The following is a 23,329-nucleotide window of genomic DNA, read 5'->3' on the forward strand; positions in this document are numbered from 1 at the left end:
GCTAGTTGCTGCGCAGGCGACCGAGCAGGCGCAGGATCTCGAGGTACAGCCAGACCAGCGTCACGATCAGGCCATGGGCCAGCAGCCACGAGTACTTCTCGGGCGCCCCGGTGGCGATGGCCCGGTCGATCGAGTCGAAGTCGAGCGCGAGCATGAACGACGCGAGGCCGATCGCGAAGATCGAGATGCCGATGCCGAGCGGCCCGCTGCCGCCGATTCCGAAACTCTCACCGGTGAACAGTGCGTAGCCGAGGTTGACCAGCGCGAAGAGCGCGTAGCCGATGACGGCCATGGTGACGATGCGCCGGAACTTGGCGGTGACCTTGATGAGCCCGGTCTTGTAGGCCAGCAGCATACCGCCGAACACGCACAGGGTCGCGATGACGGCCTGGCCGACGATGCCCTGGAAGGCCGGGATGTTGGGGTCCTTGTCGAAGTACGTGCTGTAGGACTCGCTGATCGCACCGACGAACAGTCCCTCTGCCACGGCGTAGACGAGGATGAGCGGCACCGAGATCGTCTTCTTGAAGGCGATCACCAGCCCGAGCACCAGCGTCACGGCGATGCCGCCGAGGACGACCAGGCCGCCGAACGACGTCGGCGACAGCTGCCACCCGACGGCGGCGAACACGAGCACGATCGCGAAGAGGCCGGCCGTCTTCATGACGACGTCGTCGATGGTGAGGCGCTTGGTCTGGACGGGGCCGGCGGACGGCTGGTTGTAGAGGTCCTGCAGCTGCCGGCTGCTCATTGCGTCGGTGGCCGCCATGCCGGCCGTCGGGGGCTGGGCCGGCGCCCCACCGCGGCCGAACCCGGCGTAACCCTGGCGGGAGTCCTTCTCGATCCGGTCGAACACCGGGTTGCTGGCCATGCGTGTCTCCTTGGAGGCGTAGGGCGGCCCTGCGGTCGGCCGCTCACCCCAGACTACGTGTGGGAGCCGACCGAAAGTTCCCGTGCCACCCACGCAGGCTGCCCTCCACCATCTGCACGAGCCCTGGCTGGTCCCTCTGCGGGACGTCGTCGGGCGCCCGGCGTGCCAATACTCGGAAATATCCCCTTTCGAGAGCGGGTGAGAGCCGTGACCCTCCCTGACGACCAGACCTCCTTCGACTTCGGCCGAACCCTCCTGCTGGTGCTGGTGTGCGTCGGCGCGCTCGTGGTGTCGGCCCTCCTGCTGACCCGCCAGCTCTCCGGCACCTCCGACGAGCAGAAGCGGCTGGCGGCCTCGACTGCCTCGGCGACCACTGCGCACACCACCGGCGGCGTGCCGACGGCGGCCCGCACCCCCGCCGCCAAGGCCAGTCCGACGGTGACCTTCGGCGGTACGGAGCTGTCGGACAGGGCGCTGGCCGGCGACGCCGAGTCGTGCCGACTGGCCAACCTGCGTCACCAGGCACCGCTGAGCGCAGCGGAGGTGTCCCTCGCCCAGTTCGACAAGCACATCGACGCGATGAACCTGCTCGTCGCCGGCAAGATCTCGCTCTCGGTCGCGACGACCTTCTGGGATGAGACCCGGGTCAAGGCCGCCGAGAACGCCGCGGCCTTCCGCCGGGCGGACAAGGAGCTGCGGGCCAGTGACGCGACCTGTCCAGAACCCGACCCCGAACTCGCGAACGCAGCCCCCTACGGGCAGGTGGTCACGCTGAAGAGCTGCGTCAGTGCGATCGCCGCACGAAATGCGGCGCTGGCTCGTGCCCGCACCGCCGTCGGGACCTGGGAGCACCACGTCCACGACATGGAGATGCTGCGGATGGGCCACATCACGCCGGCCCAGGCGACCGCGGCCTGGCAGAAGAACTGGAAGATCGGGGAGAAGCAGCTGCGGGCCTACGAGAAGGCCGCCGCCAAGGCGGCGAAGATCCCCTGCACCTTGGGCTGACGGAGCGTCTGGGCTGACGGGACGTCTGGGCTGACGGGTTGGTGGCGTCGGACCGTGGGCCTGGCGCGCGCCCGGGAGGACAGTCGTGCCCCCGACGGGGGTCGAACCCGCACCTGTGGCGATTTTAAGTCGCCTGCCTCTGCCAGTTGGGCCACGGGGGCGCGCCAAGTATGCCGCGTGGCATTCCCATTCGTGCCACGCTGGTCCCCGACCGGAAGGGGGGTGCGGGGTGTTTCCCACGTTGGGCGACCTGCTGGGCGTCGACCTCGCCGTCGACACGCACGCGACCTTCGTCGGGCTGGGCGTCCTCACAGCGGTCGTGGTCTTCGTCGTGGAGGCCCGACGTCGCGGCGATACCGACGACCGGCTCTTCGCGGTCGTCACCGGCGGCCTCGTCGGGGGTGCGGTCTTCATGCGGCTCGGCACCTGGCTCCAGCACCTCGACCTGCGCCAGAACGCCTCCCTCGCGGAGCAGTGGGCCTATGGCAACCGCAGCATCCTCGGCGGCCTCGTCGGCGCCTGGGCAGGCGTGCACGTCGCCAAGCGGCTGACCGGCTACCGCCCTCGCACGGGCGACCTGTTCGCCCCCGCCGTGGCCCTCGGTATGGCGGTGGGCCGGGTCGGCTGCCTGCTCACCGAGCTGCCGGGGCGCGCGACGGGCACGTCGTGGGGGATCACCCTCGACGACGCCGCCGCGGCCCGCACGGCCGGACCGGCCGGCATACCCCTGCACCCGTCCTTCCTCTACGAGATCGCCTTCCACGCCGCGGCCTTCGCCGCCATCTGGTGGTGGCTGCGGCACCGACCGGTGCCCAGTGGTGAGCTCCTCGTCTGGTACCTCGGCGCGTACGGCGTGGCCCGCTTCCTGCTCGAGTACGTGCGAGGGAACGAGGTCGCGTGGCTCGGGCTCACCCGTCCCCAGCTCTTCCTCGCCGTGACCGTGCCGCTCATCCTGCTGCGGATCGCGCTGCAGGCGCGTCGTGGCGCGTACGTGGGGCTGCGACACGAGACAGTGGTCGCGTGAGCACCCGCACCGGTCCCGGCATGCCGTTGCGCGGCGACCGCATCCACCGATACGTCAACGCCTTCTGCCCGTTGTGCCACGAGGAGCGGCCCGACCGCCCCCTGGCCGAGGTGGTGCGGCTGTCCGGCTGGCTCGTGGAGCGGGGCGGCCGGATCTGGCTGGAGCGCGGCTGCGCCTTGCACGGGCTGGTGCGCACCCTCTACGACGAGTCGCCCGAGATCCTCAGCTACCTCGAGCAGTGGACGGCGCCGACGAAGGTGCACACGCCCGACGTCGTCGGCAACTTCGCCCCGGTGCCCGCCGCGTACGCCCAGGGCCTGCCGGAGATGCAGACCCAGCACACCTGCATCCTGCTCGAGGACCTGCTCGACCACTGCAACCTCAAGTGCCCCACCTGCTTCGCCGCCTCGGCGCCGGCCCTCGCGTCGGTGGTCCCGCTCGAGCAGGTGCTGGCCTCGATCGACGCTCGGCTGTCCCGGGAGAACGGCCGCATCGACGTCCTCATGCTCAGCGGCGGCGAGCCCACCCTCTATCCGTGGCTCGCCGAGCTGCTCGACGCCGTGGCCACCCGCCCGATCGTGCGGGTGCTGGTCAACACCAACGGCCTCACCATCGCCAAGGACGACGCGATGCTCGACCTGCTCCGACGGCACCGCGAGCGCGTCGAGGTCTACCTGCAGTACGACGGCGAGTCGGCCCAGGCCTCCACGCACCACCGCGGCGCGGACATCCGGCGCTTCAAGGAGCAGGCCATCGACCGCCTGTCGGGTGCCGGGGTCTTCACGACCCTCACCATGACTGCGGCGCTCGGTGTCAACGACGACGAGATCGGCTATGTCGTCAAGCGCGCGCTGGACACGCCCTACATCGGGGGCGTGACCATCCAGCCTGTGTTCGGTTCCGGCCGCAGCACGGGGATCGACCCCCACGACCGGCTCACCCACACGGGCGTGCTCGCCCGCCTCGAGGGGCAGACCGCCGGTCAGGTCACCTGGCGGGACCTCACCGCCCTGCCCTGCTCGCACCCGCACTGCTGCTCGGTGGGCTACCTCCTGCGCGACGACGCAGGCACTTGGCGCTCGCTGGTCTCGCTCGTCGGCCACGAGCGGCTCAAGCAGTGGCTCGACCTCGAGCCGGACGTGCTCGCCAACCGGATCGCCGACGACGCCCTGCCCGCCTCGCTGCGTTCCGCCGTGAAGCAGTCCCTGCTGGACCTGCTATCCGAGCAGTCGTCGCTGTCCCACCCCTCGATGGCCGGCATCTGGCGCGACGTGTGCAGCGGCTGCGACCTCGGCATCGGCACACTGGCCACGCTCGCCGCCAGCCGGCTGCCCGGGCAGCGCGACAAGCTCCGCGCCCTGCTCGGTGAGCGGGTCCTGCGCATCACGGTCAAGCCGTTCATGGACATGAACACGATGATCGAGGAGCGCCTGACGCAGTGCTGCGTCCACGTCGCGACGGTGGGAGACGAGGGAGCCCACCAGTGCGCGCCGTTCTGCGCCGTTCAGGCGTGGGCACCTCTTGCGCAGCAACGGATCTCGACCGCCGTGGGCCTGCCCCTCGCCGCGGGCCGGGGTGCGTCGTGACCGGGCCCGACCCGCGCCAGGTCGCGCCACCGCACACCGACCCGCCCGTGGCGGACCCGCCCTACGACCCGCTGCGGCTGTGCGTGTTCGCCACCGTGGCACTGCTGGGCTGGGTGCTGGGTCCTGTGGCGCTCTTCGGGTTCGCGGTGCTGGCCATCGTCGGCTACACCAAGGCGCGACGGGCCGGGCTGCTGCGCTCCCGCTGCAAGCTCGGGGACACCCGACTCGTCCTCGCCTACCTGGTAGCGCTCGCCCTGGCGGCCGTCGCCGGCATCTACTTCTGGATCGTCTGAGGGGACCAGTCATGTCGCACCCGCCTCCCCCGAACCCGTACGGGTCGCAGCCCGACCTGAACCCCCAGGGGTCGCCTCCGCAGAACCCGTACGGGTCGCAGCCCGGCCCGAACCCCCAGGGGTCGCCTCCGCCGAACCCGTATGGGTCGCCTCCGCCGAACCCGTATGGGTTGCCCCCGGGGCAGCAGCCCGGAGGACCGCCCGGCCCACCACGCGGCGGACCGCCCGCACCACCACAGGGCCCTCCTCCGCGGCCACCGCGGAAGGGCATGTCCAACGGCGCGCGGTTCGGGATCGGTGTCCTGCTGTCGCTGCCGGCGCTGGTCCTGGCCGGGGTGGTCCAGGCGGTCCCGCAGATGGTCCAAGGGGCCTTGTCGCTCCCGCCCGAGCTGGCCGCCGTGTCCAGCCTCGTGCTGAACCTCGCCCTCCTCGCCCTGTTCATCCTCGGGCTGGTCAAGGAGCGCACGCGGTTCGTCGTGCTGGGGATGATGGCCGGCGTGGCCATCCTCTTCGTGCTCGCCGCCGGGGCGTGCATCCTGCTGCTCACCGGGGTGACGACGCTGGGGCAGTGAGTGCCGGCCTCCTCGGCAGCGTGTCGGGATCGTGACCACGGGTTCTCGGGAAAGCGGACCCGCGTCCCCCAGCTCGAACCCACACTGTCTGGGCATGGGGGCACGACGCGAGGGGGCCATCTCGACCGCGGTGCGCTGGCTCGGGGCACCGCCGACGGTCGTGGCAGTCGTCCTGCTGCTGCTCAACGACCGGGTGTGGAAGCAGCAGTGGCCGGCCCCGGTCACCGGCAAGCTGAGCGACGTCGCCGGCCTCGTCCTCGCGCCTGCCCTGCTGGGGCTGGCCCTGTCGGTGTGCCGGCTGCGCCACCCGGCCGAATGGGCCCTGGCCGCCACCGGCATCGGGTTCGTCGCCGCCAAGGCCACGGAGTCAGGGGCGCAGCTCGCCTCGGCCGCCTGGTCGCTCGTCACCCCGTCGGTCGTCCTGCGCGACCCCACCGACCTGCTCGCCCTCCCGGCCCTGGCCGTGGCCTGGGGGTCGTACCGCTGGGCTCGCCGCAACCACCTGCCGCACCGACGCCGGGCGATGGTGGCGGCCGGGGCAGTCGTCCTGCCGTTCGCCGTGGTCGCGACTGCTGCAACCTCGTGTGGACAGCCCGACGGAGTGCGGATGGTCGACGTCTACGAGGGACGGTTCGTCGAGTCGACGACGGAGCGCCATCTCGTGGCCCACTACAACGGGTCCCACCACGTCCTGGTCGAGCGGGACGGCTCGGTCGCGGACCTCCGCCCGGACGACTCCACCCGGTTGGGCGGCCGAGGCACCTGGACCTTCTCCAGGTCTGCGTGCTCGCCCACCGTCCCGTCGCGGTGCTGGCGCGGGGGCACGGGTGACGCGGTCGTGGAGGCCAGCACCGACGCAGGGCTCACCTGGCAGCGTGAGTACGCCCTGGGCGAGGACGAGGTCACGAAGGTCCTGGAGGAGGAGGGAGAAGAGCACTGTGGCGAGCGCACCGGCTTGCGTGCGGACGGAGTGGCGGTCCTCGACACCACCAGCGGTCCGCTCGTCGCCGTGGCAGCCTCCAACGCCGGGCTGCTCGTGCGCACGCCCGACTCCCGCTGGACGAGGTGGTCGCTGCGCACCCTCGACGCACTACCCGATCTCCCGTGGCTCGTCACCCCGAGCGCCACCGGGACGACCGAACCGACCGGGACGGCGGGGACGACCACCCCCACCCTGCCGGGCCAGTCGCCACCTGCCGCACCCTCCTCGACGCCGACGACACCCTCGACCCCGACCCCGACACTCACGCCGCTCGACCCCGTCACCCCGGCATACCCGAAGCCCCGCGAGCGGCCCCCCGCCCGCACGCCCACGGCGCGCCCCTGCGCCAGCCCGACGACCCGGGTCGTGACACCCGACCCGCGCAACGGCCCACCGGTCACCTCGACCTACTGCCCCGTCGCGTGACGCCGACGCTCCACGGTCGTGGCGGCGCCTAGGATCGTGCGGTGAGCAGCCACGCGACCGACCGACCGACCCGGACGCGGATGCCACGAGCCCAGCGCGAGGCCCAGATCCTGCGGGTGGCCGAGGAGGTCTTCGCCGAGCGCGGCTACCAGGCCACGACGATGGAGGACGTCGCCGAGCGGGTGGGCGTGACCAAGCCACTCATCTACGGCTACTTCGGCTCGAAGGAGGGACTGCTCGCGGCCTGCATCACCCACGCGCGAGGCCAGCTGCGCGAGGCGACGGAGCGGGCGTGGGAGTCCGTAGGTCAGGATGCCCCCCTCGTCGAGGTCTTCCGGGCCGGGGTGCATGCCTTCTTCGAGTTCATCGACGAGCACGCCAACGCGTTCACGCTCATCCAGCAGGAGGGCGCGATGGCCCACCAGGCGGGCACGCTCATCGAGAGCATCCGCGAGCAGCAGTCCAGGGCGACCGCCCGGACCCTGCGTCGCGCGCCCGGCCTCGGTGCCGTGCCCGACGCCCTCTTCGACGGGTATGCCGAGGTGATCGTCGGCGCGTGCGAGCGCGTGGCCGTGTGGCGGACGCGGAACCCGGAGGTCACCACCGAGGACGCGACCGAGCTCGTGGTCTCGACCGTGTGGAAGGGCCTCGACCGGCTGCTGCCGCGAGCCCACTGACCCGGATTCACGTAACCCCTGCTAGCAAGGGTTACGTGAATCCGGACAGGTTGCACCCTGTCCGGATTTGGCCAATCCCTGCTAGCAGAGGTTGGCGAAACCGGCCAGGCCGAGGTGGCCGGGGGCGGTCAGGGGCGGTCAGGGGTGGTCGGCCACCGACAGTGCGATGCCGTCGAGGATGTCGTGCTCGGAGGTGACGACCTGCTGCACGCCGTGACCGGCGAGGCGGCGGACCACCTCGTGCCACACGAGCGCGCCGGCGCCGATGACGTCGACCCGGCCGGGGTGCATGAAGCCGAGCGCCGCCCGCTCGGCGTGGCTCATGTGGAGCAGCGACGAGGCAGCGCGCTGCACCTCGACCGGCTCCAGCCGGGAGAGGTGGATGCGTGCCGGGTCGTAGTCGGGGAGCCCCAGCGCGTGGGCCGTGATCGTCGTGACCGTGCCGGCCACTCCCACGAGGGTGCCGATCCCCTCGAAGTCGACCGACTCGGCGGCCTCGTCGATCGCGGCGTTGATGTCGCGCACGGCGTCCCTGATCTCGGCGTGGTCCGGCGGGTCGGACCGCAGGTGTCGCTCGGTCATCCGGACGCAGCCGATGTCGACCGACAGAGCGGACTCGATGGCGGCCTCGCCGCGGACGAACTCCGTGGACCCACCTCCCAGGTCCACGACGAGGTACGGCCCCGCAATGCCCGCCTCGCGCAGATCGCCGGTCGCGCCGCGGAAGGACAGGGATGCCTCTTCGTCGCCAGAGACCACCTCGGGTGCGATTCCGTAGTGGTTGAAGGCCTCGGCCACTCCCGCAACGAAATCCGCAGCATTCGAAGCATCGCGTGACGCCGACGTGGCGACGAAGCGCACTCCTTCGGCGCCGAGCTCGCGGCACTGCCCGGCATACTCGCGCGCCATCGCCAGGGTCCGCTCCATGGCTTCGGGGGCAATCCGACCGGTGCGGTCCACGCCGTAGCCGAGGCGCACGACCTCGACCCGTCGCAGGACGTCGGTGAGCGCGCCCGACCCGGGGTCGAGGTCGGCCACGAGCAGGCGGATCGAGTTGGTGCCGCAGTCGATGGCGCCGACCCGGGTCACTCGCGCTCCTCGGTGCCGACGCCAGGGCCCTCGGGCACGCACGACCCACCGGCCCACCAGTCGTCGAGCATGGCCAGCGCCTCGTCACCCAGCGGGTTGACGCCCGGGCCGGCTGCCAGGGTGTGGCCGACCAGGACGTGCAGGCACTTGACCCGGGTGGGCATGCCCCCGGCCGAGATTCCGTCGATCTCGTCGACGTGACCCAGCCGCGCCCGGCGGGCGAGGTAGTCGTCGTGGGCGGCGGCGTAGCGTGCCGCGAGGTCGGGGTCGACCGCCAGCCGCTCGGTCATCTCCTTCATGACCCCGAGCGACTCCAGCGTCGAGATCGCGCCGGTGAGCTTGGGGCAGGTGGCGTAGAAGGTCGTCGGGAACGGTGTGCCGTCGGGCAGCCGGGGCTCGGTGGTGAGCACGTCCGGGTGTCCGCACGCACACCGGTGCGCCACCTCGACGACCCCCCGCGGGACACGGCCGAGCTGGGCGTGGACGGCGTCGAGGTCCGCCGGGGTGGGCGGGGTCGGTACGTCGGGTGCGCTGCTCACTTCGCTGCCGGTGCGGGTCCCGCGTCGGCGACCTGCACCGACTCCCACAGCTGGCCGTACCAGGGGTGGTCGCTGCTCGCGGCCGGCGCGGAGGCGACCCCGGGAACGGTCTTGGCGGCAGGTTTGCCGTCGATGACGGTGTAGGACTTCTCGCCGACCTTGACGAACTTCAGCCGCTCCCGGGCCTGCTGCATGACGTAGGCGTCGTCGTTCCACCGCGCCTGTTCCTTCTGCAGGGCGGCGACGTCGGCTCGCTGGGCCGTCACGTCCCGGCGCAGCGAGTCGATCTCTCCCTGCTGACGCAGGTAGGAGCGCAGCGTCGGGACGAGCGTCACGGCCAGCAGCACGGCGATCGACGCGAGGACCACGAGCCGCAGGACCGCCCGAGAGGCCCGGCGCTCCGTCGTGACGCGAGCTGCCGCGGCCTTGCGCAGCGCCCCGGAGGCCGTGGCGCGGGACCGGCCGGGGCCGGCCCCGGGACGTGCCGACGTGCCCCGTCCGGTGCCTGCGCGCGGGGTCGCCGGACGGCGGCCGGGGGTGCGCCCGCCCTTGCCGGATCCCGTTGCTGCCACTGGTCCCTCGCCCCTGCCGTATGCCGTTTCAGGCCTTGCCGGCGAACCGCGGGAAGGCGCCGGCGCCGGCGTAGACGGCGGCGTCGTCGAGCTCCTCCTCGATGCGCAGGAGCTGGTTGTACTTGGCGACGCGCTCGGAGCGGGCCGGCGCGCCGGTCTTGATCTGGCCGCAGTTGGTCGCCACGGCGAGGTCGGCGATCGTGACGTCCTCGGTCTCGCCGGAGCGGTGGCTCATCATGCAGCGGTAGCCGTTGCGCTGGGCCAGGTCGACGGCATCGAGGGTCTCGGTGAGCGAGCCGATCTGGTTGACCTTGACGAGCAGGCTGTTGGCCGTGCCGGACTCGATGCCGCGGGCCAGCCGCTCGGGGTTGGTGACGAACAGGTCGTCGCCCACCAGCTGGACCTGCGTGCCGAGGCGGTCGGTCATGGCCTTCCAGCCGTCCCAGTCCTCCTCATCGAGCGGGTCCTCGATCGAGACCAGCGGGTAGGAGTCGACGAGGTCGGCGTAGTAGTCGACCATCTCGGCGGACGACTTCGCGGCGCCCTCGAACTGGTAGGTGCCGTCCTCGTTGTGGAACTCGCTGGCCGCGACATCGAGGGCAAGGGCGATGTCGGTGCCCGCCTTGTAGCCGGCCTTGTCGATCGCCTCGAGGATGAGGTCGAGGGCCGCGCGGTTGGACTCGAGGTTGGGCGCGAAGCCACCCTCGTCGCCCAGACCGGTCGCGAGGCCCTTGTCCTTGAGGACCGCCTTCAGCGAGTGGTAGACCTCGGTGCCCCAGCGCAGCGCCTCGCGGAACGAGGGGGCGCCGATCGGGGCGATCATGAACTCCTGGATGTCGACGTTGGAGTCCGCGTGGCTGCCGCCGTTGAGGATGTTCATCATCGGGACCGGCAGGATGTGGGCGTTCGGGCCGCCGACGTAGCGGAACAGCGGCAGGCCGGCCGACTCGGCAGCGGCCTTGGCCACGGCCAGCGAGACGCCGAGGATCGCGTTGGCGCCGAGCTTGGACTTGGTGGCGGTGCCGTCGAGGCCGATCATGACGGCGTCGATGATGCGCTGCTCGCTGGCGTCGTAACCCACCAGCTCGGGGCCGATCTCGTCGAGCACGGCGTCGACAGCCTGCTCGACACCCTTGCCGAGGTAGCGGTTCTTGTCGCCGTCACGACGCTCTGCCGCCTCGAAGGCACCGGTCGACGCCCCCGACGGCACGGCCGCGCGGGCGATGGTGCCGTCGTCGAGGGCGACCTCGACCTCGACCGTGGGGTTGCCGCGCGAGTCGAGGATCTCGCGGGCGCCGACTGCCTCAATGCTGGCCACAGAGCTCTCCAAGGTGGTGCCGAAGGGGTACGCCCCGAGGCTACCGGGTGGGCGCATGCCGGGCGGCGACCGACCCGCAGGCCGGACACCTGCCCGTCGCGACCGCGGATCCGCGCCAAACGGCCGGACGCCGGTCATCGGGCGCTCTATCGTGATCTGGAGCGATGCATCGCCGGCCGGCCGAAGGTGCCGACCGCGGCTGGGCCAGGGGCGGACTCCGGGGAGGTGGGGGATGTGAGCGTCGAACTCGCGCCGATCTCTGGCGACGACATCAGCGACGTCGCCCGCTTCCTGCACACCCACCTCAACGCCGCGGTCGCCGCCGACGCCTGGGCCAACGCGTTGCGGGTGCCGTGGGAGGTCGAGGCACCGAACCACGGCTTCGCCCTCCGCGACGAGGGCAAGGTCGTCGGCGCGTACCTTGCGTTCTACTCGAACCAGCTGGTCGACGGACAGCTCGAGGCCTTCTGCAACCTCGGCGCTTGGTGCGTCCTCGAGGACTACCGCTTCCACGGCCTGAGGCTCAAGACCACGATGCTGGCCCAGCGCGGCTACCACTTCACCGACTTCAGCCCCAGTGGGACCGTCATCCCGCTCAACCACAAGCTGGGCTTCTCCGACCTCGACACGGCGACCGCCATACGGCCGAACCATCCGTGGCCGCTGCGCTCCCGGCGCGTCACCCTGACCGAGGACGCGGAGGTCCTGGCGTCGACGCTGCGCGGCGACCAGCTGCGGCTCTACCTCGACCACCGCGCCACCGACGCCGCCCACCACCTGCTCATCCGGGACGGGTCCGACGAGTGCTACGTCGTCTTCCGCAAGGACACACGCAAGGGGCTGCGCGTCTTCGCGAGCCTCCTGCACGTGAGCAACCCCGAGGTGTTCCACCGCACGGTCCGCGCCGTCGGCCACCACCTGCTCGTCCACCACGGCGCGCTGGCGACGCTGGTCGAGCTGCGGCTCGTCGGTGCTGCCCCGAGTGGGTCCCGGCCGCTGGCCCGGCCGCGCCCGCGGATGTTCCGCAGCCCGACCCTCCATGCTGACGACGTCAGCTACCTCTACAGCGAGCTGACGTGTCTGCCATGGTGAGTGGGGGCCCGGCGCGGCGCACGCCGGACACGTCGCGCAGACACGTCGTGCACGCAGACACCTCGCGCACCCAGGAAAGGGAACGCCCATGACCGAGACGACGACCCTCGACGCGGTGAAGGCTGCCGTGGTCGAGGCTGCCGGGATCCAGGCTCGGGCCGACTCGGTCGACGAGAGCACCGGGCTGCTGGGGACGATGCCCGAGTTCGACTCCCTCGCCCTCGTCGAGCTGCTCTCGATGATCGAGGACCGGTTCGGATTCGAGGTGGACGCGATGGACGTGACGCCCGAGGTGTTCGCGACCGTGGGCACGCTGCGCGACTACGTCAACAGCCACCGACCTCCCGGGGCCTAGCCGTGCCGCCACCTGCGGCCTCCGACGACGCCGGGACACCGACCGTGATGTCGGTGATCGTCCCGGCACACGACGAGGAGCGCACCATCGGCCGGTTGCTCGGGGCGCTCGCGCCCCCTGACGTGACCACTGACGTGATCCCTGACGTGACCGGCGCGCTCGGCGCGCTCGGCGCGCTCGAGGTCGTCGTCGTCTGCAACGGGTGCACCGACGCCACCGCCGAGGTGGCCCGTGGCTTCGGTCCCGAGGTCACGGTGGTCGAGACACCGGTCGCGGGCAAGGCGCACGCCCTGACCCTGGGGCACGACGTCGCGATCGGGTTCCCCCGCGCGGTGGTTGACGCCGACGTCCAGATCTCCCGGACCTCGCTGCTCGCCCTCGGGGGTGCCCTGGCCGACGGCCGGTTCCTGGCGAGCGCCCCCCGCCGCTACCTCGAACTGCGCGGCGCCTCGTGGCCCGTCCGCTGGTACTACGACGTGTGGCAGCGGCTCCCCCAGGTGGACTCCGGGCTGTTCGGGCGCGGCGTCGTCGTGGTGTCGGAGGCGGGCGCGACCCGGCTGCGGGAGCTGCCGCCCGTGATGTCGGACGACCTGGTCGCGTCGGAGGCCTTCGAGCCTCGGGAACGGACCATCGTGAGGGACGCGGTCGTCACGATCTGGCCCAGCCGCACGGTCCGCGACCTGGTGAAGCGGCGCATCCGCGTCGTGACGGGGAACGCCCAGGCCGACGACCAAGGTCTGCGGAGCGCGGAGGCGCACACCGGCATACGCACGCTCCTGCGCCTGGCTGCCGCGGAGCCGCGCCTGCTCCCACGCGTGGTGGTGTTCGTCGCCGTGGCCCTGGTGTCGCGGCTGCTGGCCCGACGGGCCATCTCGCGGGGGGACTTCACCACCTGGCAGCGGGACGACAGCAGCCGGGCGTGAGGCCGGCGCTCCTGCGCGTCAGCCGGCCTCGGCAAGGGCTGCGGCCGCCGCGAGGTCGACCTTGCCGTTGGCCAGCCGTGGCACCTGGCGCACCGCCACCACCAGGTCGGGCAGGAGGTCGGGGCTGAGCACCGACGACAGGCTCCCGCGGATCGCGTCCACGCCGTCCGTGGACTCGACGAGCGTGACGAGCCGGCCCTCGGTCGTCAGCACGGTGAAGCTCGACACCCCCGTGTGGTCGCGGACCTGGACGTCCACGTCGTCGAGGTTGACGAAGAGCCCGTGACGCTTGACCCGGCGGCCTGACCGGCCCAGGCAGTAGAAGCTGCCGTCGACCTGCACCCCGAGGTCTCCGGTGAGGACGTGGCCGTCGCGCCACGCGGGGTACTCCCCGGCCGACGAGCCGAACAGCAGCCCGCCGGGTAGGTGGGCAGACCGGATGGCCAGAACCTCGGGCACCAGCCCGTCGCCCTGCGCCGGGGGCGCGGGTGACGCGAGCTCGACCGACCAGCCACCCACCGCCCCCGCGCCGATCGTGACGACACCCCGGTGGCCCGGCACCGGCGCCGAACCGGTGAAGCGCGCTGCACTGGCGAAGCCGATGGTCTCGCTGGTGCCGTACGTGTTGACCACGGCGGGCACGCCGAGCTCCAGCAGGGCCTCGACCTGTCCGACCTGCAGGCGGTCGCCGCCGCAGGCCCAGACCTGCAGGCGCTCGGGTGCCCGGCGCTGCTCTGCGACGGCGAGGTCGACGAACCGGGGCGCGACCCGCAGGTGCGTCGCACCCACCCGGTCCGCGAACCGCAGCGGCCGCAGCCGGTCGCCCAGGCTCGGCGACACCTGGAGCGTTGCTCCGCAGGCGAGTGCCACGAGCGCGTTCGTGATGGCCATGTCGTAGGCCAGGTGCGAGGCCTCGGCCCAGACCGAGCTCGCGTCGAGCTCCAGCGCCCGCGCCCCGTCCGCGACGAACTGCCCCACGGACTCCCACGACGAGAGCACGGCCTTCGGGCCGCCACCGGTCGAGCCGGACGACATCGCGATGTACCCCGCCGCCGCGGGGTCGTCCGGCACCGCAGAGGCCGCGGGGTCGTCCGGCACCGGAGAGGCCGCGCCGGTCGTCGGCGTCCAAGCCCTGACGCCGTCGGCGTCGACCACCATGTCCGGGGCCAGCGCGGCGACCACCGCGGCACGGTGATCCTCGGAGGCGGACGGGTCGAGCAGACACACGGAGAAGCCGCCGGTCACCGCCGCCACGAGGTGGGTGACGAGGTCGACCGACAGCGGGAGACTCACCGCCACGACCGGGCTGTCACGGCGGGACACCGCGACGACGCGCCGTGCGGCGTCGGCTGCCGCCTCGGCGAGCTCGACCCCGGTGAGGCCGGCCTTGCCGTCCGAGGCGGCGAGGACGTGACGTCCCGCGGAGGCGGCGGCGATCCGTCCCGCAAGGGCATTCACACGCGCAGGCTACTGCAGCAGCGGTGCGCCCGAACCCGACTCAGGCGAGCTGCTGGTACGCCACCGCGAGCGCGGCGCCGAGGCGCGCGTTGTTGCGCACCAGCGCGATGTTGGTCTCGAGGCTGGCGCCGCCCGAGAGCTCGACGATGCGGCCGAGGAGGAACGGCGTGATGTCCTTGCCGTGGATGCCCCGCTCGTCGCACTCGGCCAGGGCCTGGTCGATGAGGCTGCCGATCTCGTCGGCGGGGATCTCGTCCTCGACCGGCACCGGGTTGGCCACTGCGATGCCCCCCGCGAGTCCGAGCGCCCACTTGGCCCGCATCATCGCGGCGAGGTCCTCCACCGAGTCAGCCCGCTGCGGTGCACCGTGGCCGCTGGACCGGGAGTAGAAGGACGGGAACTCGTCGCTGCCGTGGACGACGACGGGCACCCCGAGCGTCTCGAGGACCTCGAGGGTGAGCCCGATGTCGAGGATCGACTTCACGCCCGCGCTGACCACGGCGACGTCCGTCTGCCCGAGCTCCGTGAGGTCGGCGGAGATGTCCATGCTGGTGGCGGCGCCGCGGTGCACCCCACCGAGACCACCGGTCACGAAGACCTGGATGCCGGCCAGCGCCGCCAGGCGCATGGTGCTCGCCACGGTCGTGGCCCCGTGGGCGCGGTGGGCGATGACGTGGGGCAGGTCCCGGAGGCTGACCTTGGCCACGTCAGGATGCGTGGCCAGGGTCTCGAGCTCGTCGCGGTCGAGCCCGACCCGCGGCACGCCGTCGAGGACGGCGATGGTGGCGGGGACGGCCCCTCCGTCACGGATGATCTGCTCGACCTCGAGGGCCATGCCGACGTTGCGGGGGTACGGCATGCCGTGGCTGATGATCGTGCTCTCGAGGGCGACGACGGGACGCCCGGCCGCCAGCGCGTCGGCGACCTCGTCGGTCAGGGCGAGCATCGGGTGGGGGGTGGTGGTCATGCCTGGCTCTCACTCTCGGTTCGCAGTGCGGTGTCGATCAGGGTGGCGCTGAGGTCTGCGCGGACGGTGTCGGTGGTGGCCACGGTCAGCGCGGCCGCCATCTGCCCGAACCGTGCCGCTTCGAGCGGTTCGTCGCCGCGGAGCAGGGCGTGGACGAATCCGGCGGTCATGGCGTCGCCGGCTCCCGTCACGTCGGCGACGTCGACGGCGGGGGCGGGGATCTCCTCGACAACCGGGCGCTTGGCGCTCGCGGCGCTGCTGAGGAGGCTGCCGCGGGTGCCGCGACGGACCCACACGTGCTCGATGCCGAGGGCGTGCAGCTCGCGGGCGGCCTTGGCGATGGCCGCCTTGGAGTTCGGCACGGCCCGGTCGACGAGGGCGCAGAGCTCGTCGAGGTTCGGCGTCATCGCGAGGACCGGGCGGCTCGGGTCGAGGGTCTCGCGGAAGTGGCGCGCCTTGGCGACGCTCACCGGGTCCACGACGACGGCCACGGACACCGCGGCGGCGTAGTCGAGCAGCCAGGCCACGGCCGAGGGCGGCAGGTTGCCGTCGACGACCAGCAGGTCGGCGTGGGGGATCAGGTCGCGTGCCGCACCCAGCTGAGGAACGGTCAGGGTGTCCGTGATGGCCATGTTCGCGACGGCGACGAACAGCTCGCCGTCTGCGTCCAGGACCGCGAGGTAGGTGCCCGTGGCGCCGTCGGCCCGCACCATGTGGTCGACCGAGATGCCGATGGAGCGTGCGTGGTCGACCAGCTGGTCGCCGAAGGCGTCGCGACCGACGGGAGCCACGAGGTGGGTCGACGTGCCGAGCCGCGCGAGGTTCTCGGCGATGTTGCGCCCGACTCCACCCGGGGTGGTCACGGCCTCGCCCGGGTTCGACGTGCGCAGCTCGATGCCCCGGCGCGAGTGCGCCTTGATGTCCATGTTGGCGCCGCCGACGACGACCACCGCGCGGTCATCGGGGCGCACGACGTAGCCGCGCCCGAGGATGACGCCCTTGCGGGTCAGGTTCGACAGGTGCACCGCCGTGGCGGCCTTGGTGGCGCCGGTCGCGTCAGCCAGCCCGGCTGCGTCGAGCAGGGGGTCGGCGCGCAGCAGCTCGACGATCTCGTGCTCCCGTGGGGTCAGCCTCATTCTCAGGAATCTAAAGGATCCTTAGCATTCTGAGCAAGGGGTGGCGGTGTGACCCCAGCCGCATCACTGAGAGGGCCCGGTCCCCCTCGGACCGGGCCCTCGTGCCGTCCCCCGCCCTCACGCAGGGTGCGCCGCGTGCGTGCGACGGCTGGCGAGCGCCATACCGGCGCCGGCCAGGGCGACCCCCGCGAGGATGCCGGCGCCGAGCTGGAGCACCTCGACCGCGTTGTCGTCGATGTTCCGGAACACCGTCACGGTCTGCGAGTCACCGCTGCGGGGCTGGCCCTGGTAGCAGGAGGAGGTCGAGCAGTCCGCCTTGGGCAGGGTGCCCGTTCCGGGGTCGGGCTTGGCGCTGGCCGGTCCGGCCAGGGAGAGGACGACGAGCCCGGTGGCTCCGGCGACGGAGGCTGCCCGGCGAATGCTGGTGGTGTGCGACATGGTCCTTGTCCTTCGTGAGCTGGTGGGTGGTGCCGGACGGGATGTCCACGACCGTTGTCGCACGGACCGGTGCCGGGGTGGCGCCGGACCGGTGTCGGCCGGGTGTCGGGCCGCCCGACACGCCTGGTCGTCGCTGGTCGTCGAGAACGCGCCCCGCGCAGAATGCCCCTGTGGCACTCGCGGTCTGCCTGCTCTTCGACCCGGACACCGACCGGGCGATCCGCCGCCTGTGGGCGGCGCTCGAGGCCGCCGGCGTCGGGACGTTGCTCAGCCACACCCACCGGCGCCACGTGCCCCACCTGTCGTATGCCGTGTTGCGCACCTTCGACGTCGACGCCGTGGCTGCTGCGGTGGGTGGGCTACCGGCGGGCTCCGCGCTCGAGCTGCACTTCGATGCGGTGGGCCTGTTTCCGCGCGGGCGGGGCACCCTGCTGATGCCCGCCACCGCGGCCTTGTTGTCCCGCCAGCGGGCGGTGGTCGATGCCGTGGGCGCGACGGGCGCGGACCTGCACTGGCACTACCGCCCCGACCGGTGGCTCCCCCACTGCAGCCTCACGACGGGGACCAGCCAGGAGCTGCTGCCGACCGCTGCCGTCCGGGCCTTCGACGTGCTGCCGCTCCAGGGCCGCGCGGACCGTGCGGCTCTCATCGACAGCGGCACGGGCCAGCGCTGGCCTCTCGCAACCCTCCCGTGAACCGTCTCGATCGACGCGGGCCGAGTGAGCGCGATCTGCTCCTTCGGGCGCCGAAAGACACAGATCGCGCTCAGTCGTGATGGTGGGTTCCAAGCCTCGTGCGGCGCCGGTGTCAGCTCGGTGTCAGGGGTGTTGACGCCCCCTCGCAGGGGGGTCACTGTCAGGACATGCGCATCGCGCTGCTCGGGTCCCTGCAGGTCAACGACGGTCAGACGACCCTCGCGCCGCGCGACCGCGTCATCCTGCAGGCGCTCGCGTCCCGCCCGGGCGCCGAGCTGAGCCAGGAGACACTGGCAGAGACCCTCTGGGGCGACGACCTGCCCGAGACCTGGGCGAAGGTCGTGCAGGGCTGCATCGTCCGGCTGCGCAAGGCCCTCGGCCCCGAGGCGATCGAGACCTCCCCGCACGGCTACCGCCTGGTCATGCACCAGGACGAGGTGGACCACCTGCACTTCGAGCACCTGCTGGCGAGGGCGCGCGAGCTCCTCGCGAACGACGAACCCGAGCGAGCCCTGTTCGTGACGGGGCAGGCCCGCGCCCTGTGGCGTGGGGAGCCCCTGGTCGACCTCGCCGACTGGGCGCCGGGCCGGGTGGAGTCCGAACGCCTCATCGAGCTGTGGCGCGATGCAGAGGACCTCCACGCCGAGGCGTCCCTGCGGGCCGGCCGCTACCAGGACGTCCTGGGCGACGCCCTGCGGATGGTGGCCGAGCAGCCGACCCGCGAGCGGCGATGGGGTCTGCTGGCGCTCGCGCAGTACCAGGCCGGACGCCAGGGCGACGCACTCCAGACCCTGCACCGCGCCAAGACCACCCTGGTCAACGAGCTGGGACTCGACCCCGGGCCGGAGCTCGCCCAGCTCGAGCAGGCGATCCTGCGACAGGACCCCTCGCTGGCCGCGCAGACCGTCTTGCCTGCCGCGAGCGCCCACTGCCCCTACCCCGGTCTGGTCGGCTACGACGTCGCCGACGCCTCGGCCTTCTTCGGGCGCGAGGCCGACATCGCGGCCTGCCTGCGCCGGCTGGACGAGGGCGGCGTCGTCGCCGTCCTCGGCCCCTCGGGGTGCGGGAAGTCGTCGCTGGCCCGGGCCGGCGTCGCAGCCGCCCTCGAGCGGGACGGGCGCCGCGTCACGGTGATGTCGCCGGGCGCGCAGCCCTCCGAGGCCCTGGCTGTCGCGCACCCCAGACTCACGGACGTCCTCGTGGTCGACCAGTGCGAGGAGGCCCTCGCCCTCGACCCGGACGCGGCCGAGCGCAGGGACTTCTTCGACCAGCTCGTCGCCTTCGCCGGCCGTGGGCGCGGCGTCCTCGTGATCTCGCTGCGGGCCGACCGGCTGGGCGAGCTGTCCGCGCACCCCGAGTTCGCCCGGCTCGTCGAGCGCGGGCTCTATCTGCTCGGCGCGATGACCGAGCCTGACCTGCGACTGGCCATCGGGGGCCCGGCCTCCCAGGCCGGACTGCGGCTCGAACCTGGCCTGGTCGACCTGCTGGTCCGCGAGGTCCAGGGGGAGCCGGCGGCCCTCCCGCTGCTGTCCCACGTGCTGCGCCAGACGTGGAAGCACCGGGAGGGCCAGACGATGACCGTCGCTGGGTATGCCGCCACGGGCGGGGTCCGCGAGGCGATCTCCCAGTCTGCCGAGGGCGTCTTCCGCGACCTCACCACCGACCAGCAGGCGGTCCTGCGCGACCTCATGGTGCGGCTGGTGGCACCGGACGACGCCGGCGACCCGGTCCGGCAGCGCGTGCCCCGGCGCTCCGTCGCCACCGACGAGGACCACCGCGTGCTCATCGAGCGGCTGGTGAGCGCCCGGTTGCTCAGCACCGACGGCGAGACCGTGGAGATCGCCCACGAGGCGCTGGCGGTGGCCTGGCCGCGCCTGCGGTCGTGGCTGGACGACGACGTCGACGGGCTGCGCATCCTTCGCCACCTGAGCGTCGCCGCGACGAGCTGGGACGACCTGGGTCGCCCGCCGAGCGAGCTCTACCGCGGGGTCCGGGAGGCGCGAGCGGCCGAGTGGCGTGAGCGGGTCCGCCCGTCGCTGCCACCGGCGGAGCGGGACTTCCTCGACGAGTCCGCAGCCCTCGCTGAGGACGAGCAACGGGCCACCGAGGCGCAGGTCCGCCGGGAACGCCGTTCCAACCAGCGGCTCCGGGCAGGGCTGGCTGCTGTCGCCGCCCTCCTGGCGGTGGCGATCCTGGCCGGGGCGCTGGCCAAGACCGCCGCGGACCGGGCCGACCAGCAGGCACTGGTGGCTGACGCCAGACGCCTAGGTGCCGAGGCCCTGAGGGCCGACGACCTCGACCGCTCCCTGCTGCTCGCCGCCGCGGCAGTCACGCTGGACGACACGGCGGACACACGCAACGCCCTCCTGGCGACCCTCGACCGCGCGCCTGCACTGGTGGGCACCGCGCGGAGCAAAGGTCGGATGCTCAGCATGGACGTCAACAACTCCACCGGTCAGGTCGCGACCGTCGCCGCCGACGGCGTGGGGCTCGAGCTGCGCGACGGCCGGACACTGGACGCCGTGTCCATCCCGGAGAAGATCCTCGGGGCTGCCGTGGTCGCCAGCCCGGACGACGGCCGCTACGCCGTGTCGATGTACACGGACCTGGTCGAGAGCGGCGGCGAGCCCCCCGTCGTCCTGTTCGACAAGACGGGCGCGCGGTCCGCGACCCAGCTCGGCGGCTTCCCGCCCGGGTACCACGCGTTCCAGAACCTGGGGTTCAGCCCGGACGGCCGCTGGCTCGTCGCCTCCTTCAGCCACCTGCACGGCGAGAAGGGGGACGTCACCGTTGTCTGGGACGTGGAGTCACCCGGCAAGCCCGTAGCAACCCTGCAGCTGGCAGACGGGTTCTCCCCGAACGTCAGCCCGGACGGGCGCACGCTCTACTCGACCAACCCGGGCGGCGGACGGCTGGTCGTGACGGAGCTCCCGAACGGCCGGACGCGACGGGTGATCGAAGCCAAGGACCTCGGTGTGCGCCGCCTCGACGAAGCTCTCGTGCAGAGCCCGGACGGGCGGCTGCTCGCCGTCGGCGCCGGGGTCGAGGCCGTCCTGGTGGACACCGCCACGCTCCGGCCGCAGACCTACCTGTCGCTGCAGGGCTCGGCGGGCGTGATGGCCTTCTCGCCGGATGGCACCCGCGTGGCGGCGTCGGGCGACCGCCTGACGGTCTGGGAGCTCACCGGGCACGAGGCCAGCGAGATCCTCTCCCAGGACGGCCCCGTCGGGAACCCTCGGTTCAGTCCCGACGGACTGACGCTCTACACGGCCACGTTCGCCGGGCTGGTGCAGGCGTGGGACCTCGAGGGAGGCCGGCGGTTCCTCGCCTCCAAGGTCGGGGAGTCCCTGGGCATGGGCCAACCCCTGGTCCGGATCTCCCCCGGTGCCGACAAGGTCGGCTATGTCGAGGGGGGGCCCGCGCTCCGGATCCGCGACGTCGCCACGGGGAAGCTGGGCCCCCTGATGAGGCCCGAGATGCGCCAGCGGAGCTACATCGACCTCGCCTGGAAGCGCGACAACACGACCCTGAACATCACCACCGGTGACCCGGTGGTCCGCACGTTCGAGGCAGCCACCGGCCGGGTGCTCGCCGCACACCGGCTGGATCCGAACTCCGACGAGGGCGCCGCCATCGCCTTCTTCAGCGTCGACGGGAAGTACCTGCTCGTCGGCAGCACCACCGGGAGGCTGCACGTCCTGGAAGCCCGCACGCTGGCGCCCGTCCGGGAGCCCATCCAGGTGCGCGAGAACAAGCCGGGCCAGCCGGAGGGGCTGGCACTGTCAGGGTTCCTGCCCAGTGGGGACCATCGCAGCCTGTACACCAACGACCTCATCGTGGACTACCTGACCGGGACCATCCGCCCCATGCCAGACCTCGGCGCGACCGTGCAGCTCGCGATCCCGTCACCGGATGGCACCCGCCTGCTCGTGGACCTGGGCGACACCGGTGTCGGCCTGCTCGACGCCGCCTCGTTGACCTGGATCTCCCGTCCCAACGCGGCACAGGCGCATCTGGTTGGCTACAACACCCGCTTCAGCGACGACGGCGCCCTCGTCGCGAGCGTGGCCGAGGGCAAGCTGAGCCACTGGGATGCCCACACCGGGGCCTACCTCGGCTCCGTGACCGTCAATGGCGATGGCGACCCTGCCTTCACGAAGGACAACACCCAGATCCTCTTCGCCGGGTTCGACGGCTCCTTGCTCACGTGGACCATCGACCCGAAGTCGTGGCTCGCCAGGGCCTGTCAGCTCGCGGGGCGCCCGCTCACCGAGCAGGAGTGGCGCAACTACCTGCCCGGCCGGCCGTTCTCACCGGTCTGCGACTCCTGAGCTGCGTCCAGCCTGCTCAGGGCCTCACGCAGCTCAGCGTCGGCGTCGCGCCCCTCGGCGCGGGCCTGCGCCACCAGGGCCAGCAGGCGTGACCCGAGGTCGTCCGCCTCAGGCAGCGTGCCGCGACCCGTGCGGTCCCAGCGCGCCAGGACCTTCTCGGCGGCCAGCAGGCTGGGCAGCGACCGCGGTATGCCGTGCAGCAGCCCGGGGTGCCCGGCCTCACCACCGGGGTGGCCGGCTTTCGCGGCGCGCTCCTGCGCCTTGATCTGCTCCCAGGCCTGCTCGACCTCCTGCGGGGTCGACGCGTCACCGTCGGCGAACACGTGCGGGTGGCGGCGCACCAGCTTGTCGACCAGAGTGCCGGCCACGTCGTCGATGTCGAACGGCTCGCTGGGGTGCTCCTGGGCGACGCGCGCCTGGAACGCGACCTGCAGCAGCACGTCGCCGAGCTCCTCCCGCAGGTGCGCCCGGTCACCGGACTCGATCGCCTCGGCTGCCTCGTGGGCCTCCTCGAGGAGGTACTTCAGCAGGGACTCGGGGGTCTGCTCGGCGTCCCAGGGGCAGCCGCCCGGCGACCGCAGCCGGTCCATCACGGCGACGACGTCGAGGAGCCGGGCGCCCGGGACGTCCCACGACCCGACCAGCACCTCGACCTCGGGCGGCTCCGGCAGGCGGGACACCTCGCTCGCGATGGCATCGGTCAGGCCGGGGTCACCGTCGGCCGACCCGAGCCAAGCCACCTCACCGTCGGCGGCTCGGTGCACGAGGTCACGGGCGAGGGAGGGTGCCGGCGCGGCACCGAGGTGACCCACCGGCATACCCGACTGCGCCACGGCCTGCGCGAGTGGCTCGTCCTCGTCCCGCGCCAGGACGGACCCGGCGGCCTCGAGCGCCTGCCATGCGTCGCGGCTGAGCAGACCGGGCGCGACCCGCGGGCTGCCGACGAGGAGGGTGAGGCGGCCGGGCACGACGGCCGG

General features: G+C 72.4%; 22 protein-coding genes and 1 tRNA gene. 12 read left to right on the forward strand and 11 right to left on the reverse strand.

Annotated elements, in window-relative coordinates:
- Nucleotide 1: 1 nt before the first annotated feature.
- The gene (locus AC1DV7_RS05910; RefSeq protein ID WP_477595537.1) at nucleotides 2-871 is read right to left on the reverse strand and encodes a Bax inhibitor-1/YccA family protein; all 870 of its coding nucleotides are present in this window, start codon (nucleotides 869-871) and stop codon (nucleotides 2-4) included.
- A 207-nt stretch (nucleotides 872-1,078) separates the two neighbouring features.
- Between AC1DV7_RS05910 and AC1DV7_RS05915 the strand changes: the two genes are divergently transcribed.
- Nucleotides 1,079-1,879 carry a hypothetical protein gene (locus tag AC1DV7_RS05915; RefSeq protein WP_477595539.1) on the forward strand — a complete coding sequence of 267 codons (801 nt, stop codon included), beginning with the start codon at nucleotides 1,079-1,081 and terminating at the stop codon, nucleotides 1,877-1,879.
- 86 nt (nucleotides 1,880-1,965) lie between these two features.
- Here the strand turns inward: AC1DV7_RS05915 and AC1DV7_RS05920 are convergent.
- Nucleotides 1,966-2,040, reverse strand: a tRNA-Leu gene (locus tag AC1DV7_RS05920).
- 68 nt (nucleotides 2,041-2,108) lie between these two features.
- Between AC1DV7_RS05920 and AC1DV7_RS05925 the strand changes: the two genes are divergently transcribed.
- The 6 genes from AC1DV7_RS05925 (at nucleotide 2,109) to AC1DV7_RS05950 (ending at nucleotide 7,439) form a co-directional block, all read left to right on the forward strand.
- Nucleotides 2,109-2,903, forward strand: a complete 795-nt coding sequence (locus tag AC1DV7_RS05925; RefSeq protein WP_477595541.1) for a prolipoprotein diacylglyceryl transferase — start codon at nucleotides 2,109-2,111, stop codon at nucleotides 2,901-2,903.
- Nucleotides 2,900-4,489, forward strand: a complete 1,590-nt coding sequence (locus AC1DV7_RS05930) for a radical SAM protein (RefSeq protein WP_477595543.1) — start codon at nucleotides 2,900-2,902, stop codon at nucleotides 4,487-4,489. The genes AC1DV7_RS05925 and AC1DV7_RS05930 overlap by 4 nt, the downstream gene beginning before the upstream one ends.
- Nucleotides 4,486-4,782: a hypothetical protein gene (locus tag AC1DV7_RS05935; RefSeq protein ID WP_477595544.1), complete on the forward strand. Its 297-nt coding sequence runs from the start codon at nucleotides 4,486-4,488 to the stop codon at nucleotides 4,780-4,782. The genes AC1DV7_RS05930 and AC1DV7_RS05935 overlap by 4 nt, the downstream gene beginning before the upstream one ends.
- 269 nt (nucleotides 4,783-5,051) lie before the next feature.
- Complete coding sequence (locus AC1DV7_RS05940) at nucleotides 5,052-5,354, forward strand: hypothetical protein (RefSeq protein WP_477595546.1); 303 nt, start codon at nucleotides 5,052-5,054, stop codon at nucleotides 5,352-5,354.
- Between the two features lie 94 nt (nucleotides 5,355-5,448).
- The gene (locus tag AC1DV7_RS05945) at nucleotides 5,449-6,762 is read left to right on the forward strand and encodes a hypothetical protein (RefSeq protein ID WP_477595548.1); all 1,314 of its coding nucleotides are present in this window, start codon (nucleotides 5,449-5,451) and stop codon (nucleotides 6,760-6,762) included.
- 41 nt (nucleotides 6,763-6,803) lie between these two features.
- Nucleotides 6,804-7,439 (forward strand): TetR/AcrR family transcriptional regulator, encoded by a 636-nt coding sequence (locus tag AC1DV7_RS05950; protein WP_477595550.1) that lies wholly within the window; start codon nucleotides 6,804-6,806, stop codon nucleotides 7,437-7,439.
- 138 nt (nucleotides 7,440-7,577) lie between these two features.
- Here the strand turns inward: AC1DV7_RS05950 and AC1DV7_RS05955 are convergent, their stop codons facing one another.
- Genes AC1DV7_RS05955 through eno form a run of 4 tightly spaced genes read right to left on the reverse strand, consistent with a single transcriptional unit; the run spans nucleotide 7,578 to nucleotide 10,957 of the window.
- Complete coding sequence (locus AC1DV7_RS05955) at nucleotides 7,578-8,528, reverse strand: Ppx/GppA phosphatase family protein (protein ID WP_477595552.1); 951 nt, start codon at nucleotides 8,526-8,528, stop codon at nucleotides 7,578-7,580.
- A complete protein-coding gene (locus tag AC1DV7_RS05960; RefSeq protein WP_477595554.1) occupies nucleotides 8,525-9,067 on the reverse strand; it encodes a DUF501 domain-containing protein in 543 nt (180 codons plus the stop codon). Before AC1DV7_RS05960 ends, AC1DV7_RS05955 begins: the two co-directional genes overlap by 4 nt.
- Nucleotides 9,064-9,639, reverse strand: coding sequence for an FtsB family cell division protein (locus AC1DV7_RS05965; protein WP_477595556.1), 576 nt, complete (start codon nucleotides 9,637-9,639; stop codon nucleotides 9,064-9,066). The genes AC1DV7_RS05960 and AC1DV7_RS05965 overlap by 4 nt, the downstream gene beginning before the upstream one ends.
- Nucleotides 9,640-9,667: 28 nt before the next feature.
- On the reverse strand, nucleotides 9,668-10,957 hold the full coding sequence (gene eno, locus AC1DV7_RS05970) for a phosphopyruvate hydratase (protein WP_477595558.1): 1,290 nt from the start codon (nucleotides 10,955-10,957) through the stop codon (nucleotides 9,668-9,670).
- A 234-nt stretch (nucleotides 10,958-11,191) separates the two neighbouring features.
- Between eno and AC1DV7_RS05975 the strand changes: the two genes are divergently transcribed.
- From AC1DV7_RS05975 to AC1DV7_RS05985, 3 genes are all read left to right on the forward strand, one after another.
- On the forward strand, nucleotides 11,192-12,049 hold the full coding sequence (locus tag AC1DV7_RS05975; protein WP_477595560.1) for a hypothetical protein: 858 nt from the start codon (nucleotides 11,192-11,194) through the stop codon (nucleotides 12,047-12,049).
- A gap of 88 nt (nucleotides 12,050-12,137) precedes the next feature.
- A complete protein-coding gene (locus AC1DV7_RS05980) occupies nucleotides 12,138-12,404 on the forward strand; it encodes an acyl carrier protein (RefSeq protein ID WP_477595562.1) in 267 nt (88 codons plus the stop codon).
- A gap of 2 nt (nucleotides 12,405-12,406) precedes the next feature.
- Complete coding sequence (locus AC1DV7_RS05985) at nucleotides 12,407-13,327, forward strand: glycosyltransferase (RefSeq protein ID WP_477595564.1); 921 nt, start codon at nucleotides 12,407-12,409, stop codon at nucleotides 13,325-13,327.
- Between the two features lie 18 nt (nucleotides 13,328-13,345).
- Here the strand turns inward: AC1DV7_RS05985 and AC1DV7_RS05990 are convergent, their stop codons facing one another.
- The 4 genes from AC1DV7_RS05990 to AC1DV7_RS06005 all read right to left on the reverse strand — a co-directional run bounded on the left by AC1DV7_RS05990 (nucleotide 13,346) and on the right by AC1DV7_RS06005 (nucleotide 17,326).
- Nucleotides 13,346-14,785 carry an AMP-binding protein gene (locus AC1DV7_RS05990; RefSeq protein WP_477595565.1) on the reverse strand — a complete coding sequence of 480 codons (1,440 nt, stop codon included), beginning with the start codon at nucleotides 14,783-14,785 and terminating at the stop codon, nucleotides 13,346-13,348.
- Nucleotides 14,786-14,825: 40 nt separating this feature from the next.
- Nucleotides 14,826-15,752 carry a pseudouridine-5'-phosphate glycosidase gene (locus AC1DV7_RS05995; RefSeq protein WP_477595567.1) on the reverse strand — a complete coding sequence of 309 codons (927 nt, stop codon included), beginning with the start codon at nucleotides 15,750-15,752 and terminating at the stop codon, nucleotides 14,826-14,828.
- Complete coding sequence (locus tag AC1DV7_RS06000) at nucleotides 15,749-16,888, reverse strand: carbohydrate kinase family protein (RefSeq protein WP_477595568.1); 1,140 nt, start codon at nucleotides 16,886-16,888, stop codon at nucleotides 15,749-15,751. Before AC1DV7_RS06000 ends, AC1DV7_RS05995 begins: the two co-directional genes overlap by 4 nt.
- Before the next feature lie 117 nt (nucleotides 16,889-17,005).
- A complete protein-coding gene (locus tag AC1DV7_RS06005) occupies nucleotides 17,006-17,326 on the reverse strand; it encodes a hypothetical protein (protein ID WP_477595570.1) in 321 nt (106 codons plus the stop codon).
- 170 nt (nucleotides 17,327-17,496) lie between these two features.
- On the opposite strand from AC1DV7_RS06005, the gene AC1DV7_RS06010 reads away from it, so the two are divergent.
- Nucleotides 17,497-18,021: a 2'-5' RNA ligase family protein gene (locus AC1DV7_RS06010; RefSeq protein WP_477595572.1), complete on the forward strand. Its 525-nt coding sequence runs from the start codon at nucleotides 17,497-17,499 to the stop codon at nucleotides 18,019-18,021.
- 167 nt (nucleotides 18,022-18,188) lie between these two features.
- Nucleotides 18,189-22,352 (forward strand): nSTAND1 domain-containing NTPase, encoded by a 4,164-nt coding sequence (locus AC1DV7_RS06015; RefSeq protein ID WP_477595574.1) that lies wholly within the window; start codon nucleotides 18,189-18,191, stop codon nucleotides 22,350-22,352.
- Here the strand turns inward: AC1DV7_RS06015 and AC1DV7_RS06020 are convergent.
- Nucleotides 22,310-23,320, reverse strand: a complete 1,011-nt coding sequence (locus AC1DV7_RS06020) for a nucleoside triphosphate pyrophosphohydrolase (protein ID WP_477595576.1) — start codon at nucleotides 23,318-23,320, stop codon at nucleotides 22,310-22,312. The two genes, AC1DV7_RS06015 and AC1DV7_RS06020, sit on opposite strands and share 43 nt — an antisense overlap.
- Between the last annotated feature and the right edge of the window lie 9 nt (nucleotides 23,321-23,329).

Source organism: Pedococcus sp. P2_E4 (assembly GCF_056403935.1).